The 19100-nt window shown below is 72.2% G+C and carries 19 protein-coding genes and 2 pseudogenes; 10 read left to right on the top strand and 11 right to left on the bottom strand.

Translation table 11 applies throughout. The annotated features are described in order from the left end of the window. The first annotated feature begins 104 nt into the window (after positions 1-104). The gene (locus ACH4VX_RS31800; RefSeq protein ID WP_398372293.1) at positions 105-596 is read left to right on the top strand and encodes a hypothetical protein; all 492 of its coding nucleotides are present in this window, start codon (positions 105-107) and stop codon (positions 594-596) included. 12 nt (positions 597-608) lie between these two features. Here ACH4VX_RS31800 and ACH4VX_RS31795 read toward each other — a convergent pair whose 3' ends face one another. Continuing rightward, the gene (locus ACH4VX_RS31795; RefSeq protein WP_398372291.1) at positions 609-824 is read right to left on the bottom strand and encodes a dodecin; all 216 of its coding nucleotides are present in this window, start codon (positions 822-824) and stop codon (positions 609-611) included. A 186-nt stretch (positions 825-1010) separates the two neighbouring features. Here ACH4VX_RS31795 and ACH4VX_RS31790 point away from each other — a divergent pair, with 186 nt between their 5' ends. Further along, positions 1011-2261, top strand: coding sequence for an extracellular solute-binding protein (locus tag ACH4VX_RS31790; RefSeq protein WP_398372290.1), 1251 nt, complete (start codon positions 1011-1013; stop codon positions 2259-2261). A 96-nt stretch (positions 2262-2357) separates the two neighbouring features. On the opposite strand, the pseudogene ACH4VX_RS31785 reads toward ACH4VX_RS31790, so the two are convergent. Further along, a pseudogene (locus tag ACH4VX_RS31785) lies at positions 2358-2563 on the bottom strand (IS5/IS1182 family transposase); the annotation flags it as partial. Positions 2564-2703: 140 nt separating this feature from the next. Between ACH4VX_RS31785 and ACH4VX_RS31780 the strand changes: the two are divergent. Both ACH4VX_RS31780 and ACH4VX_RS31775 read left to right on the top strand, forming a co-directional pair. Beyond that, positions 2704-3532 (top strand): annotated as a pseudogene (locus ACH4VX_RS31780) (IS5 family transposase). 106 nt (positions 3533-3638) lie between these two features. Next, the gene (locus ACH4VX_RS31775) at positions 3639-5789 is read left to right on the top strand and encodes an MMPL family transporter (protein ID WP_398372288.1); all 2151 of its coding nucleotides are present in this window, start codon (positions 3639-3641) and stop codon (positions 5787-5789) included. 207 nt (positions 5790-5996) lie between these two features. On the opposite strand, the gene ACH4VX_RS31770 is transcribed toward ACH4VX_RS31775, so the two are convergent. The 6 genes from ACH4VX_RS31770 to egtA all read right to left on the bottom strand — a co-directional run bounded on the left by ACH4VX_RS31770 (position 5997) and on the right by egtA (position 12951). Beyond that, positions 5997-7445: an ATP-binding protein gene (locus ACH4VX_RS31770; RefSeq protein WP_398372286.1), complete on the bottom strand. Its 1449-nt coding sequence runs from the start codon at positions 7443-7445 to the stop codon at positions 5997-5999. Further along, entirely contained in the window at positions 7442-8179 is a 738-nt protein-coding gene (locus tag ACH4VX_RS31765; protein ID WP_398372284.1) for a response regulator transcription factor, read from the bottom strand. Before ACH4VX_RS31765 ends, ACH4VX_RS31770 begins: the two co-directional genes overlap by 4 nt. A gap of 374 nt (positions 8180-8553) precedes the next feature. Next, a complete protein-coding gene (egtD, locus tag ACH4VX_RS31760) occupies positions 8554-9516 on the bottom strand; it encodes an L-histidine N(alpha)-methyltransferase (protein ID WP_398372282.1) in 963 nt (320 codons plus the stop codon). After that, on the bottom strand, positions 9513-10316 hold the full coding sequence (egtC, locus tag ACH4VX_RS31755; protein WP_398372280.1) for an ergothioneine biosynthesis protein EgtC: 804 nt from the start codon (positions 10314-10316) through the stop codon (positions 9513-9515). Before egtC ends, egtD begins: the two co-directional genes overlap by 4 nt. Next, positions 10316-11632: an ergothioneine biosynthesis protein EgtB gene (gene egtB / locus ACH4VX_RS31750; RefSeq protein WP_398372279.1), complete on the bottom strand. Its 1317-nt coding sequence runs from the start codon at positions 11630-11632 to the stop codon at positions 10316-10318. The genes egtC and egtB overlap by 1 nt, the downstream gene beginning before the upstream one ends. Beyond that, positions 11629-12951, bottom strand: coding sequence for an ergothioneine biosynthesis glutamate--cysteine ligase EgtA (egtA, locus tag ACH4VX_RS31745; protein ID WP_398372277.1), 1323 nt, complete (start codon positions 12949-12951; stop codon positions 11629-11631). Before egtA ends, egtB begins: the two co-directional genes overlap by 4 nt. Before the next feature lie 301 nt (positions 12952-13252). Between egtA and ACH4VX_RS31740 the strand changes: the two genes are divergently transcribed. Continuing rightward, positions 13253-14128: a TIGR02452 family protein gene (locus ACH4VX_RS31740; RefSeq protein ID WP_398372275.1), complete on the top strand. Its 876-nt coding sequence runs from the start codon at positions 13253-13255 to the stop codon at positions 14126-14128. Here the strand turns inward: ACH4VX_RS31740 and ACH4VX_RS31735 are convergent. Both ACH4VX_RS31735 and ACH4VX_RS31730 read right to left on the bottom strand, forming a co-directional pair. Then, positions 14082-14528 carry a type II toxin-antitoxin system PemK/MazF family toxin gene (locus ACH4VX_RS31735; RefSeq protein ID WP_398372274.1) on the bottom strand — a complete coding sequence of 149 codons (447 nt, stop codon included), beginning with the start codon at positions 14526-14528 and terminating at the stop codon, positions 14082-14084. The two genes, ACH4VX_RS31740 and ACH4VX_RS31735, sit on opposite strands and share 47 nt — an antisense overlap. Positions 14529-14699: 171 nt before the next feature. Continuing rightward, entirely contained in the window at positions 14700-15122 is a 423-nt protein-coding gene (locus ACH4VX_RS31730) for a pyridoxamine 5'-phosphate oxidase family protein (RefSeq protein WP_398372272.1), read from the bottom strand. A gap of 160 nt (positions 15123-15282) precedes the next feature. Here ACH4VX_RS31730 and ACH4VX_RS31725 point away from each other — a divergent pair, with 160 nt between their 5' ends. The 4 genes from ACH4VX_RS31725 (at position 15283) to ACH4VX_RS31710 (ending at position 17781) form a co-directional block, all read left to right on the top strand. Then, positions 15283-15819, top strand: a complete 537-nt coding sequence (locus tag ACH4VX_RS31725) for a cysteine hydrolase family protein (protein WP_398372270.1) — start codon at positions 15283-15285, stop codon at positions 15817-15819. A 38-nt stretch (positions 15820-15857) separates the two neighbouring features. Beyond that, a complete protein-coding gene (locus tag ACH4VX_RS31720) occupies positions 15858-16685 on the top strand; it encodes an aminoglycoside adenylyltransferase domain-containing protein (RefSeq protein ID WP_398372268.1) in 828 nt (275 codons plus the stop codon). A 124-nt stretch (positions 16686-16809) separates the two neighbouring features. Further along, a complete protein-coding gene (locus ACH4VX_RS31715) occupies positions 16810-17238 on the top strand; it encodes a VOC family protein (protein ID WP_398372267.1) in 429 nt (142 codons plus the stop codon). Positions 17239-17355: 117 nt separating this feature from the next. After that, on the top strand, positions 17356-17781 hold the full coding sequence (locus tag ACH4VX_RS31710; RefSeq protein WP_398372265.1) for a CBS domain-containing protein: 426 nt from the start codon (positions 17356-17358) through the stop codon (positions 17779-17781). On the opposite strand, the gene ACH4VX_RS31705 is transcribed toward ACH4VX_RS31710, so the two are convergent. Next, the gene (locus ACH4VX_RS31705; protein WP_398372263.1) at positions 17756-18220 is read right to left on the bottom strand and encodes an archease; all 465 of its coding nucleotides are present in this window, start codon (positions 18218-18220) and stop codon (positions 17756-17758) included. The genes ACH4VX_RS31710 and ACH4VX_RS31705 overlap by 26 nt on opposite strands. Before the next feature lie 130 nt (positions 18221-18350). Here ACH4VX_RS31705 and ACH4VX_RS31700 point away from each other — a divergent pair, with 130 nt between their 5' ends. Next, positions 18351-18998: a phosphoribosyltransferase gene (locus ACH4VX_RS31700; protein ID WP_398372261.1), complete on the top strand. Its 648-nt coding sequence runs from the start codon at positions 18351-18353 to the stop codon at positions 18996-18998. Positions 18999-19100: the final 102 nt, after the last annotated feature.

Here is a 19100-nt window from a genome sequence, read left to right as displayed (position 1 = left end):
GCTCAAGCCGGGCCCACTGGCCGTTCGTCAGATCCCCACGTCCCACGGGACATGATCATGAACGAACAAGATCCACTTTCGCAACAGACCCTAGGCTCGGCAGTGTGACCGACCGCAACGAACCGCCGCTGGCGGTGTTCGACCTCGACAACACCCTTGCCGACACGGCGCACCGGCAGCACTTCCTGGAGCGCAGGCCGCGCGACTGGGACGCCTTCTTCGCCGCCGCGCCGCAGGACCCCCCGCTCGCCGAGGGCATCGCCCTGCTCCGGGAGCGTGCGCGGGAGTGCGAGATCGTCTACCTCACCGGGCGGCCCGAGCGCTGCCGGCGCGACACGCTGGACTGGATCGCCGCCCAGGAGCTGCCCGAGGGGGACGTGCACATGCGCGGCAACGCCGACCGTCGGCCGGCCCGCCACACCAAGCTGGCCATCCTGCGCCGCCTCGCCCGCACCCGCGACATCCGCGTGCTCGTGGACGACGACGAGCTGGTCTGCCAGGACGCCCGGCGGGCCGGTTTCACCGTCGTCCTCGCCCGCTGGACGGACCCGTCCGGCGAACTGAAGGACGCGCAGGAGCGCGAAGGGCGGACCTGACCCGGGCCGGGATCAGTCCGACTCCTCCAGCCGGAAGCCGACCTTCAGCCCCACCTGCCAGTGCGCGACCTGCCCGTCCTCGATCTGGCCGCGCACCTGCGTCACCTCGAACCAGTCCAGATTGCGCAGTGTCCGTGAGGCGCGTTCGATGCCGTTGCGTACGGCATGGTCGACGCCGTCGGGCGAGGTGCCGACGATCTCCGTGACCCGGTAGGTGTGATTCGACATACAAGTGCTCCTCTCGCCTCACTCCACCGTGCCCCACACCGCGGCGGAGCGCGAGGCGTCGGCCCCGTTCGCCTGACGGCCTTGACCTATGCATTGGTCCATACCAAGATGCTGGTCACCCGCCCGAGCTCCGCTCGCCCCCACGTCGGGCCCCGCCCTGTCCGTCAGACAGAAACAGGACCCCTCGTGAAACGCCGTCTGCTCGCCCTCGTCTGTGTGTCCGCCTCCTTGCTCGGCGGCTGTGGCCTGATGCCCGGTGACGCCGAACGGAGCACGGTCACCGTGTGGTTGATGCAGCACAGCGCCTCGCAGGAGTACCTGGACCGCTTCACCGAGGAGTTCGAGCGCGAGCACCCCGCACTCGACCTCGACATCCGCATCCAGGAATGGACCGGCATCGGCGAGAAGGTGCAGAAGGCACTGGAGACGGACGAGGAGGACGGTCCCGACGTCATCGAGGTCGGCAACACCCAGGTCGCCACGTACGCGGAGGGCGACGGACTGCTGGACCTCACCCTGGAGTCCATGCGCGACTGGGGCCGCGACGACTGGCTGCCCGGCCTCGCCGAACCCGGTCAGTGGGGCTCCCAGCAGTACGGCATCCCCTGGTACGCGGCCAACCGCGTCGTCATCTACCGCAAGGACCTCTTCCGGCAGGCCGGCGTCACCACCCCGCCGAAGACCCGCGACGAGTGGCTCACCCTCACCGAGAAGCTCGACACCGGCGGCAACCAGGGCATCTACCTCGCCGGACAGGACTGGTACACGCTCGCCGGCTTCATCTGGGAGGAGGGCGGAGACCTCGCCAAGGAACGGGACGGCGTCTGGCGGGGCACGCTGGACAGCCCGGCGGCGCTGAGCGGCATGGACTTCTACCGCCGGCTCCAGGCGCTCGGCGACGGACCGGTCGACGCCGACGAGGAACACCCGGCGCAGGCAGGCGTGTTCGCGCAGGGCAAGGTCGCGCAGATCGTGGCCGTACCGGGGCTGGCGCGCGCCATCATCAAGCAGAACCCGCGTCTGGAGGACGAGTTGGGCTACTTCCCCGTCCCCGGCAGGACCGTCGGCAAGCCCGGTGCCGTCTTCACCGGCGGCTCCGACCTCGTGGTTCCGGCCAAGACCGGCACCAGGGAGGGCGCCATCGAGGTCGTCGCCGCGCTCACCGGCGCCCGGTGGAACACCGACCTGGCCCGCACGATGAACTACGTCCCCAACAAGGCCGAACTCGCCGAGTCGGTGGCGGGGGAGGAGGGGGTCGCGGCCATGGCGGCCGGAGCCGCGCAGGGCCGGGCGACCCCCGGCACACCCCAGTGGGCCGCGGTCGAGGCGGACAACCCGATCAAGGAGTACATGACCGAGGTGCTCACCGGGGCCGACCCGGCCACCGAGGCCGAGCGCGCCGCGCGCCGCATCACCGGGGCGCTGGCCTTCGACTAGGGGGTGTCGTTTGGATCAGGCCGGCTTCAGGCGACGGCGCCTCACAGCCGAGAAGACTCATGAAGATCTTGTTGACGGGCTGTCCGGCCGGAGGCCGGACAGCCCGTGCAGGGACTGCAGCGTGATCGCGGCGGCATACTCGGCCGCCCGTTCGCCGACGGATACATGTCCGTGAACATCTCCGCCGGGAACAGCGCACCGCGATGCTCGGCCAAGAACGCGAACACACCCCCCGCCGGGATCAACTCCCGGCAGGTCTCCCACACATCCGGCCCGACCGTCTCCCCGGCCCATTCCCCCATCACCGCAAAACGAGTCTGGCCCCGCCGCTCACGCGGCGGGGCCAGAACCCCAAGATCTTCATGAGTCTTCTAGCGCGTGTCTCTTTGATGGGTTGGTCAGTTGATCGGATGCGTCTGTCCGATCAGTGATCACCGATGCGATGTGGACCGGATCGAGCCGCTGATGCCGGCGGATCCGGTCCGCGGGCGGCGATGGGCTGACCACCGGCGCACTCCTGAGGCCATCGCGTGAAAGCACCGCACCAACTCTCCCTGGCGGGACCTGCCCGACGAGCTCGGCTCGTTCCAGACCGCCCACAAACGGCTGATCAGATGGGCCGTCGACGGCACTTGGGAGATGCTCCTCGCTGCCGTCCTGACTGCGGCGGCCGCCGACGACGACATCGACTGGACGGTGTCGGTGGACTCCACCGTCGTCCGGGCCCACCGGCACGCCGCCGGAGCACGTAAAGGGGACGGTCCGCTTTCGCGAGCCCGCCGATCACGCGATCGGACGTTCCCGCGGCGGGCTGAGTACCAAGGTCCACCTGGCCGCCGCAGACGGCCGCGCACGGCCCCTCGCCGTCACCGTCACCGCAGACCAGGCAGGTGACGCACCCGCGTTCGAGACGGTGATGTCCCGCATCCGCGTGCCCCGCACCGCTCTGGCAGACCCCGGACCCGGCCCTTGGCCGTCTGGCCGATCGTGCGTACTCCTCCCGCGCCATCCGCAGTCGTCTGCGACGCCGGGGCATCCGTGCGGTCATCCGACAACCGTCCGGCCAAGTCGGCCACCGCCAGCGGCGAGGCCGACCCGGTGGCCGTCCGCCCGGCTTCAACAGCGAGGCCTACAAACAGCGGAACGCCGTCGAGCGGTGCATCAACCGCCTCAAGCAGTGGCGCGGCCTGGCCACACGAACCGACAAGCCGGCGATCGCCTACCAGGCCGCACTCCACCTCGCGGGCATCCTCATCTGGACCCGACGCTGACCAAGGAGACGGAACCTAACGGAGTCCTACTAAGGGTCGTCTCAGGTTCGCTCGTTAGGAAGTAGGCATCAGATCAGCGATGTAACCCGTATATAGGAGGCTAGTGATGGCAGTCAACGCAGCGCCGTCCGGGGAAGCGCCGGCCGGTCGGTTGGCAGGCCGGTGGGTGCCGTGGTTGGTGATTGGCTTGTGGCTGGTGCTGGCGGTGGGCATGGTGCCGCTGAGCGGAAAGTTGAGCTCGGTCACCACCGACAGCGCCGTAGACACCCTGCCGGCCAGCGCCGAGTCCACCAAGGTCGCGGTACTGGAGGACAGTCTCCCCGACGGTGACGACAGCGAGTTCGTCTTCGTGTACCACCGCGCCGGCGGCATGACCGACGCCGACCGCGCGACGGTCGAGCGCCACTACAGCACCCTTGCCAAGCGGTACCCGCCGAAGGCGACGGCGGCGGCCGGCGAGGACGACGAGGGCTCACCGACGATCCCCTCCGCCGACCGCAAGGCGATGATGTTCACCCTCGAGGTGAGCACGACCTACGGCGCGCCGGAGGACATCGTCGGCCCGTTGCGTGACGCGGCGAAGGACCGCCCCTCCGGTCTGGAACTCGACGTGACCGGCCCGGGCGCGATCGACGGCGACATGGATGCCGTCTTCGACGGCATCGACGTGCAGGTCCTCCTCACCACCATCGTCGTCGTCACGCTCCTGCTCATCCTCACCTACCGCAGCCCGGTGTTGTGGATCATCCCGCTGGTGGCCGTCGGCGCGGCCGCACTGACCTCGATGGGGACCGTCTACCTGCTCGTCAAGGGCTTCGGCATCGTGGTCAACGACCAGAACTCGGCGCTGCTGACGATCCTGGTATTCGGCGTCGGCACGGACTACGCGCTGTTGCTCATCGCTCGATATCGGGAGGCACTGCACCACCACGAGAACGTCCGGGTCGCGATGGTCCACGCGCTGCGCAGCGCGGCGCCGGCCATCGTCGCGTCCGCGGCCACCGTGGTCGCCGGCCTGCTCTGCCTGCTCGTCGCCGACCTGAACAGCACCAGCGGGCTGGGCCCGATCGGCGCGGCCGGCATCCTGTGCGCGCTGGTGGCCATGCTGACGCTGTTCCCGGCGGTGCTCGTGGTGCTCGGCAGGAGGATCTTCTGGCCGGCCGTCCCGCGGTTCAGCACGGCCGTGGAGGAGAAGCCGGGGCTGTGGGGACGGCTCGGCACCGCCATCAGCCGCCGCCGGTGGGTGGCGACGCTCGGCTCGCTCGGAGTCCTCGGCGTGCTCGCCCTCGGGCTGGCGGGCAACACCGGCAACCTGCGGGAGCAGGACCAGTTCCTGTCCGCGCCGGAGTCGGTCACCGGCTTCACCGTTCTCCGCCAGCACTTCCCGGAGCTCGGGGGCCAGCCCATGACGATCTTCACGCGGCCGACGCACCAGGAGCGGGTGCTCGACATCGTCAAGGACACTCGCGGTGTGGCCCAGGCCGTCCCGGAGCAGACCAGCGGTGGCTGGGCCAACATCTCCGTGTTCCCGAAGGACGCGCCGGACACCGTCGCGGAGTACGACACGATCAAGCGGGTGCGCACCGCCGTGCACGCGGTGAGCGGGGCGGAGGCGATCGTCGGCGGGCCGAGTGCGGAGAACCTCGACACCGAGGTGACCACCAAGCGCGACGAGAAGCTGGTGATCCCGCTGGTGCTCGCCGTCGTCCTGATCGTCCTCGGGCTGCTGCTGCGCGCGATCCTGGCCCCGCTGGTCCTGATGGCCACCGTGATCGTCTCATTCGCCGCGGCCTTCGGCGGCAGCGTGTTCGTCTTCGACACGATCCTCGGGTTCAAGGGTATCGACTCTTCGGTGCCGCTGCTGGCATTCCTGTTCCTGGTGGCGCTCGGCGTCGACTACAACATCTTCCTGGCCAGCCGGGCCCGGGAGGAGACCGTGCGCCTCGGCACCGGAGAGGGCATGCTCAAAGCCCTCTCCGCTACCGGTGGCGTCATCACCTCGGCAGGCCTGGTCCTGGCGGCCACGTTCGCGGTCCTCGCCACACTTCCACTGGTGATGCTGATCGAGGTCGGGTTCCTGGTCGCCTTCGGCGTGCTGCTCGACGCCCTGCTGGTGCGGTCGGTCCTGGTGCCCGCCCTCACCCTGCTGATCGGCCGGCGGATCTGGTGGCCGAGCCGGCTGTCCCGTCCAGTGGCGGAGCTGCCGGACGGTCAACAGCCGCTCGCCGACGAGAAGGAGCCCGCGCTGCAACAGTGAGCGCGGCGGCACGGACGAGATCCGGGACGGGGACCCAGGCCCGTCCCGGATCTTTTCATCGGCCCGACGGTCGCCGCCCTTTGGTCCTGCGCCACGCGCCGGGGCTGTGGGGTCGGCGCACCGCGGCGTCCTGCCCCGACGGTGAGCCGCGCGGGGCCATGCCCGAGGGCCGCCGTCCCTTGTCCCGCGCCGCGCCGCCGGGGCGGGTCAGCGCACCGCGGTGTCCTCCCCGGCGGTGAGCCGCGCGATCGGGGCGGGCGGGGCAGCGGCCGGAAGGTCGACCCGAAGCAGCGCGCCACCGCGTGCGGAGCGGGCGACGGTGGCCCGGCCGCCGTGGGCGTCGACGACCCGCTGCACGATCGACAGCCCCAGACCGGATCCCGGCAACGCCCGGGCGCTGTCGGCACGGTAGAACCGGTCGAACACCCGCGGTACGTCGGCGGCGTCGATGCCCGGCCCGGCGTCGTCGACCTCGAGCACCGCCGACGCGCCCTCGGCACGGAGCCGGACCTGGACCGGCTGGTCCGCGGGGGACCACTTGCCGGCGTTGTCGATGAGGTTGAGCACCGCCCGCTGGAGGGCAGCGGGACGCCCGCTCACCCACATGGAGGTCACGTCGAGCGCGACCTCGATGTCGGGCACGCGGGAACGCGCCCGGGCCGCTGCGGCCACCACCACGTCGGCGAGGTCGAGCAGCTCGGTGTTCTCGTCGCTGACGTCACCGCGCGCCAGGTCGGTCAGCTCGGCGGCAAGGGTGCTCAACTCGGCCACCTGGGCGCCGAGATCGTTGAGCAGCCGGGTCCGGCTCTCCGCCGGCAGTGCGCTGTCCAGGGTGCCGCGCCGATCCAGCCGGATCAGCAGTTCGACGTTGAGGCGCAGGCTGGTCAGCGGGGTCTTGAGCTCGTGGGCGGCGTCCTCGGCGAGCAGCCGCTGGGCCCGCCGGGAGTCCCGGAGCGCGGCGAGCATGTCGTTGATCGACCGGATCAGCCGCCGGATCTCCCCACCGCCCTCATCCGGGATGTCGGCGTCGAGATCCCGGGTGTGTGCGACACGTACCGCGGCGGCGGTCAGCCGGTCGATCGGTGCCAGCCCGGTCCGCGCCACGGTCCGCCCGACAAGGGCGCCGCCGACCACGCAGAGCAGCCCGATCAGCAGCATGCCCAACCCGAACCGGTTGATCGGGCTGTCGTCGGCGACGTGGGCCACCTGAACCGCGCCGTCGCCCGCCCGCAGCGTGTAGATGAGGTAGCCCTCTTCGCTGTCGTTCGACTCCATCAGGTCGGCCGACGCGCCCTGCGCCACGCGCCCGGCGTGCTCGCTGACGGGGGGCAGCGCGGGTTGGCCGGCCGGCGTCCGGGTCGAGCCGTCGGGCAGGATGACCCGCACCAGCCGACCGGATCCGGGATACGGCGGTAGCTGGACCCGCGCCAGACCGGCGCGCTCCGCGGTCGTCGCCAGGACGCGGGAGTCGGCGCGTAGCTGATTCTCGGCGGTGTCCCGCAGCTCCCGGTCCAGTAGCTCGCTGGCCACCTGGAAGGCCACGAAAACGCTGACCGCGATGGCCGTCGCCGCGATCACCGTCAGCCTGGTCCGCAGGGACCGCCGGCGCCACCATCGGGTCAGCCGGCGCGGTTCCCGGCCGGCGGGCCTGCTCACGGAGGAGTCTCCCGCAACGTGTATCCCAGGCCGCGCAGCGTGTAGATCAATCGCGGCTCACCCTCGGCCTCCATCTTGCGGCGCAGGTAGCTCACGTATACCTGGAGGTTGTTGGCGGTGGCGCTCATGTCGAAGCCCCAGATCGCCTCGAACAGCGCGTCGCGGGTCAAGACCCGGGTCGCGTTGCGCATGAGGACCTGCAGGAGGGAGAACTCGGTCCGGGTCAGGCGCAGCGGCCGCCCGCCCCGCCACGCCTCGAACCTGTCGGGATCGAGCCGGACGTCGGCGAACGACAGGATCTGCGACTCCCCGTCGGTCGGCGTGCGCCGGCGCAGCAGGGCCCGCACCCGGGCCAGCAGCTCCTCGGTGGCGAAAGGCTTGGGCAGGTAGTCGTCGGCGCCCGCGTCCAGCCCCGTGACCCGGTCGGAGACCTGGTCACGGGCGGTCAGCATCAGCACCGGCAGATCCCGACCCGCGGCCCGCAACCGCCGGCAGGTCTCCAACCCGCCGAGGCGGGGCATCATCACGTCGAGGATCAGCAGATCCAGCGTGTCACCACCGACCCCACCGACCCCACCGACCCCACCGACCCCACCGACCCCACCGACCCCACCGACCCCGTCGAGCACGGCGAGACCGTTGGCGACGGTGCTGGTGTCGTAACCCTCGACCTGGAGCACCCGCTCCAGCGACTCACGGATGGCCACTTCATCATCCGCGATCATGATCCGCACGCCGGCCCGCCCCCTTCCAGTCGACGCTTTTGCCGCTCATTGTTCCCGATCAACCTGAAGCCAGGATTAGAATCCCGCACTCATCTGCTGGCGGCGACTGCGCGTCGTGTCAAGCGGCACCGTGGGCCAGTTACTGACTTCAGCGGCCAGAACCCAAGATCTTCATCAGCCTTCTGGGCCATGTCGTCACATTCCCGCCTGCCCCACGACGCCGTGCACGCCCTCTCGCCGCACCGGGCCCCGGCCCGGGTACGTCCGGTACGAGGATCAGGGCCCGGCGCACGCCGGGAGCACGCACGTGACGCCGCAGGGCCCGCCCTCCGGGCGGACGGCGGGAATCCGACGACAGGACCTGGGGCGACGCGGCGCTCCCGTCAGCGCGCGACGCTCAGTGACAGCGCGAACCGCCCTTCCTCGTCCGTCCACCACCGGGCCAACTCCAGCCCGGCGGCCGCCAGTTCTTCGCGCACTCCGTCCTGGCGGAACTTCGCCGACACCTCGGTGCGCAGCTCCTCGCCCGCCGCGAAGTCCACGGCGAGTCCCAGGGCGGGGATCTTCACCGTCTGCGCGGTACGGGAGCGCAGACGCATCTCGATCCACTCGTGCCCGGCGTCCCACAGCGCCGCATGGTCGAAGGCGTCCGGATCGAAATCGGCGCCCAGCTCCCGGTTGACGACGGTCAGGACGTTCTTGTTGAACGCGGCCGTCACACCGGCCGCGTCGTCGTACGCCCGGACCAGCACCTGCTCGTCCTTCACCAGGTCCGTGCCCAGCAGCAGGGCGTCACCCGGGGCGAGCAGGGCGCGGACGGAGGCGAGGAACGCGGCACGCTCGGCAGGCAGCAGATTGCCGATGGTGCCGCCGAGGAACGCCACCAGCCGCGGTCCCGGTGTGTCGGGCAGGGTCAGCCGGGCGGTGAAGTCGGCGATCAGCGCGTGCACGTCCAGTCCCGGCCGCTCGGCGGCCAGCGCCTGCCCGGCCAGGGTGAGGGCGCTCTCGCTGACGTCGACGGGGACGTAGGTGTGCAGCCCGGTCAGGGCGTCGATCAGATGCCGCGTCTTCTCCGAGGAACCGGAGCCCAGTTCGACCAGGGTGCGGGCACCGGACACCGCGGCGATCCCTCCGGCGCGGGCGCGCAGGATCTCGCGTTCGGCGCGGGTCGGGTAGTACTCGGGCAGCGCGGTGATCTCCTCGAAGAGTTCGCTGCCGCGCGCGTCGTAGAACCACTTCGGCGGCAGCGTCTTCGGACTGCCGGTCAGGCCCTCGCGAACGTCGGCGCGCAGGGCGGCGTCGGTGGCGTCCTCGGGCAGGGTGCGGGTGAGACGGAACGGACTCACGGAAGGGGCTCCCTCGAAGGTACGGGCGCGTCGGCGGACGTCAGGGCGTCGCCGGGCTCCTTGAGCGGGGTCAGCAGGACATCCGTACGGCTCGCCGCGAGCAGGGTGCGGTCGGGGACCTCGCGCCAGTGCGGGTCGTCGTCGTAGGGCTCGGAGGCCACGACGGTGCCGCCGCCGGCCCGGGTGAGGTACCACAGCGTGTCGCCCCAGGCGGTCGCGGTGACGGTGTCGCCGCTTGTGAGCAGCAGGTTGAGCCGGGCCCCGGGGGCCGCCGCGGCGACCTCCAGGACCGTGTCGGCCAGCGCCTGCCCCTCCTCGTCACCGGCCCGCAGCCGGGCGAGCACCAGGGCCCACACGAACGCGGAGTCGTTACGGGCCTCCAGCGACAGCACGTCCTCGGCGGACAGGGCCGGCACCAGCGGCGCGAGCGAGCCCGGCCAGCCCGGCACCGCCCCGTTGTGGCTGAACAGCCAGGCCCCGGCGGCGAACGGCGCCGCCGCGGCCTCCGCGTCGGCACCCGACAGGGTCGCGTCCCGTACGGCCGCGAGCAGCGCCCGGGTCCGTACGACACGGGCGAGATCCGCGAACGACAGGTCCGCCCATACCGGTCCGGCCCGCCGGTAGCGGGCCGGCACCGGATCACCCTCGGCGTACCAGCCCACACCGAAGCCGTCGGCGTTGACCGTGCCGTACCGCTGCCGCCGGGGCGCCCAGGACTGCCGGTACAGACCGTGCGGCGGCTTCACGAGCAGCTCGCCCAGCGGCTCCTCGGGCCCCACATAGGCCACATGGCGACACATCAGACGTCCTCCGAGCGGGCCGTGCGGAACCCGGAGAAGATCTGCCGCCGGACCGGCAGGTCCCAGTTGCGGAACGTGCCCCGGCAGGCCACCGGGTCCACGGCGAACGAACCGCCGCGCAGCACCTTGTGCTCCGGCCCGAAGAACACCTCCGAGTACTCCTTGTACGGGAACGCCGTGAACCCCGGGTACGGCAGGAAGTCGCTCGCCGTCCACTCCCACACGTCGCCGATCAACTGCCGCACCCCGAGCGGCGACTCACCGGCCGGATAACTTCCGGCGGGCGCCGGACGCAGATGCCGCTGACCGAGGTTGGCGTGCTCGGGAGCGGGCTCGGCGTCGCCCCACGGGTAGCGCATCGAACGGTCGCTGGCCGGGTCGTACCGTGCCGCCTTCTCCCACTCCGTCTCGGTGGGCAGCCGGCGCCCGGCCCAGCGGGCGTAGGCGTCGGCCTCGTACCAGCACACGTGCAGCACCGGCTCGTCGGGCGGCACCACCTCGGTGACACCGAACCGGCGCCGCAGCCACTGCCCGCCGTCCCGGCGCCAGAACAGCGGCGCGGTGAGGGAGTTGCGGCGGACGTGGGCCCAGCCCTCGGCGGTCCACCAGCGGGGCTCGTCGTAGCCGCCGTCCTCGATGAACGCCTGGTGGGCGGCGTTCGTCACCGGAGTGGTGTCGATCCAAAAGGGTGCCACCTCGCGCCGGTGCGCGGGCCGTTCGTTGTCCAGCGCCCACGGCTCGTCCGAGGTGCCCATGGTGAACGGGCCGCCCGGGACGAGGACTTCGGACGGGCCCGTGAACAGCGGCACCGGCTCCGGATCCGGGGCGGTCAGCGCCTGCGGCCCTCTCCGCAGCTGATGGGTGATCAGCATGGTCTCGTCGTGCTGCTGTTCGTGCTGCGCGATCATCCCGAAGGCGAAGCCCGCCTCGGTCAGCCGCGTCCCGTGGAACGCGGCGGCCTCCAGCACGTCCAGCGCCCGGCCGCGCACGTCGGCCGCGTACCGGCGGGCCTCCTCCGGCGGCAGCAGCGGCAGCTTCGGGCGTTCGGCGCGCGGGTGCTCGAAGGCGTCGTACAGGGTGTCGATCTCGGGCCGTATCGCCTCATGGCCGGCGACGGCCCGCAGCAGCCACTGCTCCTCCTGGTTGCCGATGTGGGCGAGGTCCCACACCAGCGGCGACATCAGCGGCGAGTGCTGGGCGGTCAGGTCGGGCCCGTCGACGCAGCTGGTGAGCAGCGTGGTGCGGTCCCGTGCGGTGATCAGCGAGGCGACCGCGCGCTCGCGCAGGGCTTCGGCGTCGAGGGCGGGGTCGGTCATGAGGGGGTGTCCTTCCCGTGCGGGTGCGTGGGGCGGGGGTGCGCGCCGCGGGCCGCCGCACGCAGTTCGTCGAGCGAGTCGTCGGCCGGGCAGCGGCCCCGGGCGACATAGCGGTCCCGGTACGCCCCGACCGCGTCGACCACCTCGGTGGTGGCGCCGAGCCGGGGCAGGGCGCGCAGCGCCGCCGCGAAACAGGTGGCGGCCACCTCGCGCAGCTCCGGGTCGGCCAGTCCGCCGCGGGCCGCGTCCCGCCAGAGCGGATTGTGCGGCGCGGGCATGCCGTGGGCCCGCTCGGCCAGCGGCTTCACCGCCCGGTAGGCGGTCTCGGTGGCCTCCGGGTCGTCGAACAGCGCCGCGACCACGGCCAGCGGCACGATCCAGCCGTCGTCACCGGGTTGTGCGTCGATCATGCGCAGTTCCAGATGACCGCGCGGCCTCACCGGCGGGAACAGGGTCGTGAGGTGGTAGTCGAGGTCCTCCCGGGTCGGCGGCCTGGGCGTGCCGGACCTGGCCCACTCCCGGAAGGTGAGCCCCCGGGGCACGTCCCACGGCCCGCCGTCGCGCCGTACGCACATCACGGGCGAGTCCAGGACGTGCCGGGCCCAGGTGCCGCGCGGGTCGGCGTCCAGCACGGGGGCCCCCGCCCGGCCGGTGCCGATCTGCGCCCAGCGCAGCTGCCGGGTGGACAGCCAGCCGGTCGGCCGGTCACCGGCGACGGGGGAGTTGGCGAACACGGCGACCAGGACCGCGCCCAGCTGGTGCGCCAGCCACCAACGCCGTACATGGCCGAGCGGGCCCGGTTCCTCGTACCCTGCGTCCACGCACACCTGCACGGAGGCGGAGGTGCACATCATGGCCCGGCCGGCGGGGCCGGTGCGGTCGAGACAGGCCTCCATGGCGTCGTAACGCGGTTCGCGCAGGAACCGGCGGGGGGCGTGCCAGGGGTCGTGGCCGAGGCCGACGAGGACCAGACCGTCCTCGCGCAGCACCGCGCGGACGGCGTCGAGGTCGGCGGAGACGGTACCGACGCACTCCATCAGGGAGGCGGCGGGTGGCGAGCTCAGCTCCAGCTGGCCGCCGGGCTCGATGGTGAGCGCCGACCTCAGAGGCACGGTCCGCAGAGCGGCGTAGGCCGCTTCGAGTCGTTCGGGTGACACGGCGAGCCGCGGGTCCCGCAGCTCGTGGACGAGCCATTCCACCTCGACACCGAGGAGGCGCGGCGGTCCGGTCTTGAAGCAGATGCCCCGTACCAGGGCTTCCACCTCGGCTTCGGTGACGGCGGTACGCGGCTCGGCGCAGCCGCCCGCAGAATCGGACATGTCGGGATCCTCTCGTGATTCCACCATGTCACCGGCCCGGAGCTTCGCCGCTCCCGGCCGGCGTCGACCCGACCACCCAAAACCTTCGCGTCGGCGGGCACAAGGGCGCCTGGCGGGGCGTTCCGGTTCGGTCATCCTTTCGTCAGGCCTGTTCCCGGGGGGTTTTCCACCCGTTTCCCGGGCCTTCCGGGGAAGCGGAAACTCCGTTGCGCCGCATCATCAGCATCGCTCAGGATGCCTGCATGAGCACGACGAGCGAGACCGCGCGGCGCGTGGCCACGGCGGCTACGGGGGTGGCGCCGTGAGCGCGCGCCTGCGCGGGATCGCCCGCGAGACCGAACAGATCGTGGCGGTGGGCGCCTACCGCGCACCCGGCGGCCACCGGGTGTCCGTCGCGGCGGCGATCGAGGCCGCGGCCCGCGGAACGCGGATGCACGGGCCGGAACCGGTCCCGGTCCCGGAGTTCCGGCCGGTCGGCACCCGGTTCGAGGTCACCGGCGAGAGCAGCATCGAGGCCGCACGGCGGCTCGGGGACGGAGCGGCCGTACTGAACTTCGCCTCCGCCCGCAATCCGGGCGGCGGATATCTCAACGGGGCCCAGGCCCAGGAGGAGGCCCTGTGCCGCGCCTCCGCGCTGTACACCTGCCTGCTGCGGGCCGCCGGCTTCTACGACCACCACCGCGCCCACCGCGACCCGTTCTACACGGACCGCGTGATCCACTCACCCGCCGTGCCGGTCTTCCGCGACGACCGCGGACGCCTCCTGGACGAGCCGTTCACGGCCGGTTTCCTCACCTCGCCCGCGCCCAACGCGGGAGTGATCCTGCGAACGGCGCCGGAGCGGGCGGACGAGGTGCCGCACGCCCTGGTGGTACGGGCCGGGCGGGTGCTGGAGACCGCGGCCGCCCACGGCTACCGGCGGCTCGTGCTGGGCGCCTGGGGCTGCGGGGTGTTCCGCAACGACCCCGCCCAGGTGGCGGCTGCGTTCCGGACGCACCTGGAGCCGGGCGGGCGCTTCGAGGGCGCCTTCGCACACGTGGTGTTCGGCATCCTGGACCGCACCCGCGACAGCGCGGTCCGTGCCGCGTTCGAGCGGACCTTCGCGGACCTGCTGCCCGAGCCGGCGGGGATCAACTCCAGCCGTACCGCTCCCGCAGCCGCTGACGCACGAGGTTGAACCGCATCCGGTCCAGCGCGCACGCCTCCCGGCGCATGCCCTCCTCGTGCAGCCGCAGCACCCGGTCGACGCCGACCCACGAATCACGGCCCGACCGGTCCCACGGCCCGCTGCCGATCGGCACCCACTCCCGGTGGCCGTCGTGCCCCTTGCTGGACAACTGCACGGCGAGGAACGTCCCGCCCGCCTCACGGGCGACGACCAGCACCGGACGGTCCTTGCCCCGGCCGTCGTTCTCCTCGTAGGGCACCCAGGTCCAGACGATCTCCCCGGGGTCGGGGTCGCCGTCGTACGCGGGCGAGTACTCGGTGCGCACCCGGCCCACCGCACGGGGCGCGGCCTCGACGGTGGCGGAAGGGCCGTGGCGGCCCGGGGCGTTCTCAGTGCTGAAGGCGGTCACAGGCGTACCGTACGGCACCCCGGAAGGCGCCTCTCACACGACCGGGGAGTCCACGGCCGAGGCCGTCGGCCACCTCTCGCGCCGGCGCGGCTCCGCCTCCGGCCGCGCGGCCGGGGACACCGGCAGCGGCTCGCCGTGCGCCGGGGCCGAGCCGCATACGTGGCCACCGGTTCAGCCGGGCCCGGCCGACCCCGTGAGCTCGCGGCCCGTGACCATCTCGGCCTCGATCCGGACGAACACCCCGTCGTGCATCGGCATCCACGAGTGGGGCCCGGTCCGCAGCAGGCGTTCGTGCTCGGCCGGGTCGGTCACCACGGCCGCGCGGCCCGTGACCACCACGCTCCAGCCGGACCGGCTCCCGGCATCGAAGTCGTCGGCCTCGAAGGCGACCACGACGCCGTCGATCGCCCGCACCAGACCGGACGCGGCGGAGGTGCACAGCACCACGGAGGCGTCCGTGTCCAGGACGAAGTTGACGGGGAGGACGGCGGGCAGCGCCTGCCGGGTGTAGACGACGCGACCGACCGGCACCTTGGCCAGCAGGCGCAGGCACTCCTGGCGGTCGAGCGACCGGAAGCCATCGCTGTGAATCACCCCTCCATCGTCGGCGGCGGACCCCTGCGGGGCTAGGGCCGGACGGCCCTGATGGCTGTCCGGCCCCGGCAGCTGTCGCGCGCCTCCGCCCCCAGGCCGTCACGGACATACGCGCGAGCAAACATGTCTGACCCCCCTTTGCAGGTGGAACCCGGGGGGCATGGGCAAGGCCGCACTGATCCTCATCGACATGATCAACACCTACGACCATGCGGACGCCGACCGTCTGATCCCGTCCGTCGAGTCGGTCGTACCGGTCGTCTCCGCCCTGCTGAAGCGGGCCCGGCGCCGGGACGTGCCGGTGATCTACGTCAACGACAACTTCGGCGAGTGGCGCTCCCACCACGGTGAGCTGCTCGACAAGGCCCTGTCGGGACCGCACGCGCACCTCGTGGAACCGCTGCTGCCGGACGACTCCTCGCTCTTCGTCGTCAAGGCACGGCACTCGATCTTCTTCGAGACCCCGCTGGGCTATCTGCTCAACCAGCGGGGCATCGGCCGGCTCGTGCTGTGCGGCCAGGTCGCGGAGCAGTGCGTCCTCTACTCGTCGCTCGACGCGCACATCCGCCACTTCGACGTGACCGTCCCGCGGGACGCCGTCGCCCACATCCACGCCGACCTCGCGGACGCCGCCCTGCGGATGATGGAACGCAACATGGGCGCACAGGTGTGCGACAGCGACGAATTGTGGAACTGACGCACCGCGACCCGCATCCATGGGCCGACACTGGCCCCATGAGCCGTACCCCCGCCCCGCCCCGCGAGGTCCGCACCTACCTCGACGAGCTGGTCCACCGCACACGCGCCGTCTGCGGCCCCCGTCTGGTGAGCGTCCTCGCCGTCGGGTCCCTCGCACTCGGCGACTACCGGCACGGACGCAGCGACGTCGACGTGACCGTCGTGGTGGACCGCTCGCTTCCCCGGCGGGCCCTGCCCGAACTGGCCGGGGCGCTGGCGCACCCCGCCCTGACCTGCCCCGCGGCCGGGCTGGAACTGGTGGTGTACCCGGCCGACTTCGCCGGCCGGCCGTCCGGCGGGGCGGGGTACCTCATGGACCTCAACACCGGACCGTCCCTGCCCGAGCGGGTCAGCCTCGACCCCGAGGAGGCGCCCGCGTTCTGGTACGTCCTCGACCGTTCCCTCGCCCACCAGGCCGGCCTCCCGCTGTTCGGCAGGCCGGTACGGGACGTGATCGCCGCACCGGGGCGGCCCGACGTGCTCACCGCACTCCGCGCCTCCGTACGGGAACACGCCGAGGGCGAGGGGCACGTGGCCGACAACCGGGTGCTCAACGGCTGTCGTTCCGTGGTGTACTGCCGCACCGGCCGGTGGTCCGCCAAGCGCGGGGCGGCCGAGATCGTCGCCGCCTCGGAGACGGACTTCCGGCCACTGGTCACGGACGCGCTGCGCAGCTTCGAACGCCCCCGTGAGTCCGCGCTCACGCTGCCCGGGGCGGCGGTGCGGGAGTTTCTGACCTGGGTGGCCGGACGCGTGGACGAGGCCGTCGAGGCGGAGGGCGGGGACGGAGCCCCGTCCCGGGAGGCGCCTTTGGACAGGCCGTGAGCCCCGGCATCCGCTCGACAGCCGTGGGTCCCGCCGCCTAGGCTTTTCCGCGCGGCATCGCGTGTCGGTCACCGTCCGGGTGAGGCATGGAGGCGCCGCGGATGCCCGTGGAGGCATTGACACCGTGTCAGTCGAGTTCAACCACACCATCGTTCTCACCCGTGACCGGGAGAAGTCCGCCCATTTCCTCGCCCACATCCTGGGCCTGGAGGTCGGGGAACCGGCCGGAATGTTCCTGCCGGTGACGACCGCCAACGGAGTCACCCTGGACTTCGCGACCGTCGACATCGACATCCCGGCGCAGCACTACGCGTTCCTCGTCTCCGAGGACGAGTTCGACGCGATCCTCACCCGGCTCGTGGACGCCGGGGTCCCCGTCCAGGCCGATCCGCACGGCAAGCACCCCCGCCGTGTCAACCGCAACGACGGCGGCCGCGGCGTGTACTTCCCGGACCCGGCGGGCCACGGCCTCGAGGCCATCACCCGCCCGTACGGCACCGACCCGGCCTCACCGCTGAACGGTGTCACCGAAGAGGTTCCCGGAGCCGTGTAGCCGGGACGAGGGCGGGCGTGCTCCACGCCCGCCCTCGTCCGGTCGGTTTACACACCGCGCAGCGGGCTACGCGGCGGACACGGGGAGTCCAGGCCGGCCACGTACCGGGAGGTGCCCATGACCATGCGGATACGGGACGTGATGTCCGCGGACACCGCGTCCGTCGAGCCCATGACGACGGTGGCGCGGGCGGCGCGCCTGATGCGCGAGCAGGACATCGGCGATGTCCTCGTCGCGTACGACTGTGATCTGTTCGGTGTGCTCACCGACCGCGACATCGTGCTGAGGGGCGTCGCCGAGGGGCACGACCCGGAGGCCACGACGGTCGGTTCCCTGTGCACGCGCCCGCCCCTGGTGACACTCGACCCCGAGGACACCACCGACCACGCCGTGGAGCTGATGCGGCGGCATGCCGTCCGACGGCTCCCGGTGGTGGAACGCGGCGGCTGTCCGGTGGGGATGGTGAGCCTCGGGGACCTCGCCGCGACGGAGGATCCGCACTCCGCCCTGGCGGACATCAGCGCGGCGGCCCCCACGCACTGAGCGCGCACGTCCAGCCGTACGGGCCCGGGTGGATCCGCAGTTCCTCCCGGTCCACGGCCGTCGGCATCCGTCCGGTGACCCGTACGTCCGTCAGGGCGGCCACCGCCAGGCGTATGTCGAGACCGTCGTCGGTTCCGTCCGCCTCCATGTCGACCGGTACCCGGCCGTACTCCTCCAACCGGTACAGGATCTCGTCCAGCAGCGTCGCCAGCAGATCGTCGTCGCTGGCCCCGGCCAGCCGGATGCGGTCCACGCCCGTCGGCCGCACCCCGGAGACGTCGGCGAAGCACTCCACCACCGCCGCCACCGCCTCCGCCAGACAGTTCTCCCGGCTCGCCGCCCACGCCTCGATCCGGAACTCGTCCTCCTGCGCCACCGCCCGGTGCCCGCTCTCGTCCGGCCGCCGCGCCTGCCCGTAGTCGCTCGTGTCACCGACCATGGGGCTCGCCTGCCCGACGACCGCGCACCCATGCCGGTTACCGGGCGCTTCGCATGCCGGTGAGCGGGGTACACGGATGCGGACCAGGTGCTTCAGGTGCCGTCTCCGGTGCGGAGGGAGGGCATCCGCCATGCGGTTCCGTGATCGCCGGCAGGCCGGCCGTGAACTGGCCGCACGGCTGCGGGAGAGGCAGGACGAGGGAGCCCTGACCGAGCCTGTCGTGCTGGCCCTGCCCCGCGGGGGTGCCGCCGTGGCCGTCGAGGTCGCCCGGGCACTGGACGCCCCGCTCGACGTCCTCGTCGTACGGAAGATCGGCGCCCCCTTCCACGAGGAGTTCGGCGTCGGCGCGATGGCCGGTGACGGGGTTCCGCTCTTCGACGAGGACGTCCTGCTGCGGCTGGGCCTCACCGAGGCCGACCTCGCGCCCGTCGTCGAGCGCGAACGCGCCGAGCTGCGCCGCCGCGAACAGCGCTACCGCCAGGGCCGCCCGGCTCCCGGACTGCGCGGACGGACCGTGATCGTCGTCGACGACGGGCTGGCGACCGGCTCCACCGCCCGCGCCGCGCTGCGCGCCCTGCGGGCGCAGGATCCCGGACACCTCGTGCTGGCCGTTCCGGTCGGCTCGGCGGAGGGCGTCGCGCTGATGTGCTCCGAGGCCGACGAGGTGGTGTGCCTGTACGAGCCGGCCGCGTTCATGGCCGTGGGCCAGTGGTACGAGGAGTTCGACCAGCTGACCGACGGGGACGTCCTGGACGCGCTGCACCAGCGGCAGCCTTAGGAGATGTCGTCTGGATCTTGCCGGGGTCGCGGGGTCCGGCACGCACATCTGCGGCGTTGTCGTCGGTCGCCGGCCGTGCGCGCCCGACCGCGCTCCGTTCGG

Origin of the sequence: Streptomyces sp. NPDC020731, assembly GCF_044334705.1 — a bacterium.
Classification (GTDB): domain Bacteria; phylum Actinomycetota; class Actinomycetes; order Streptomycetales; family Streptomycetaceae; genus Streptomyces.
Note: the sequence above shows the minus strand (reverse complement) of the source record. Positions and strands in the feature narration are given on the sequence as shown.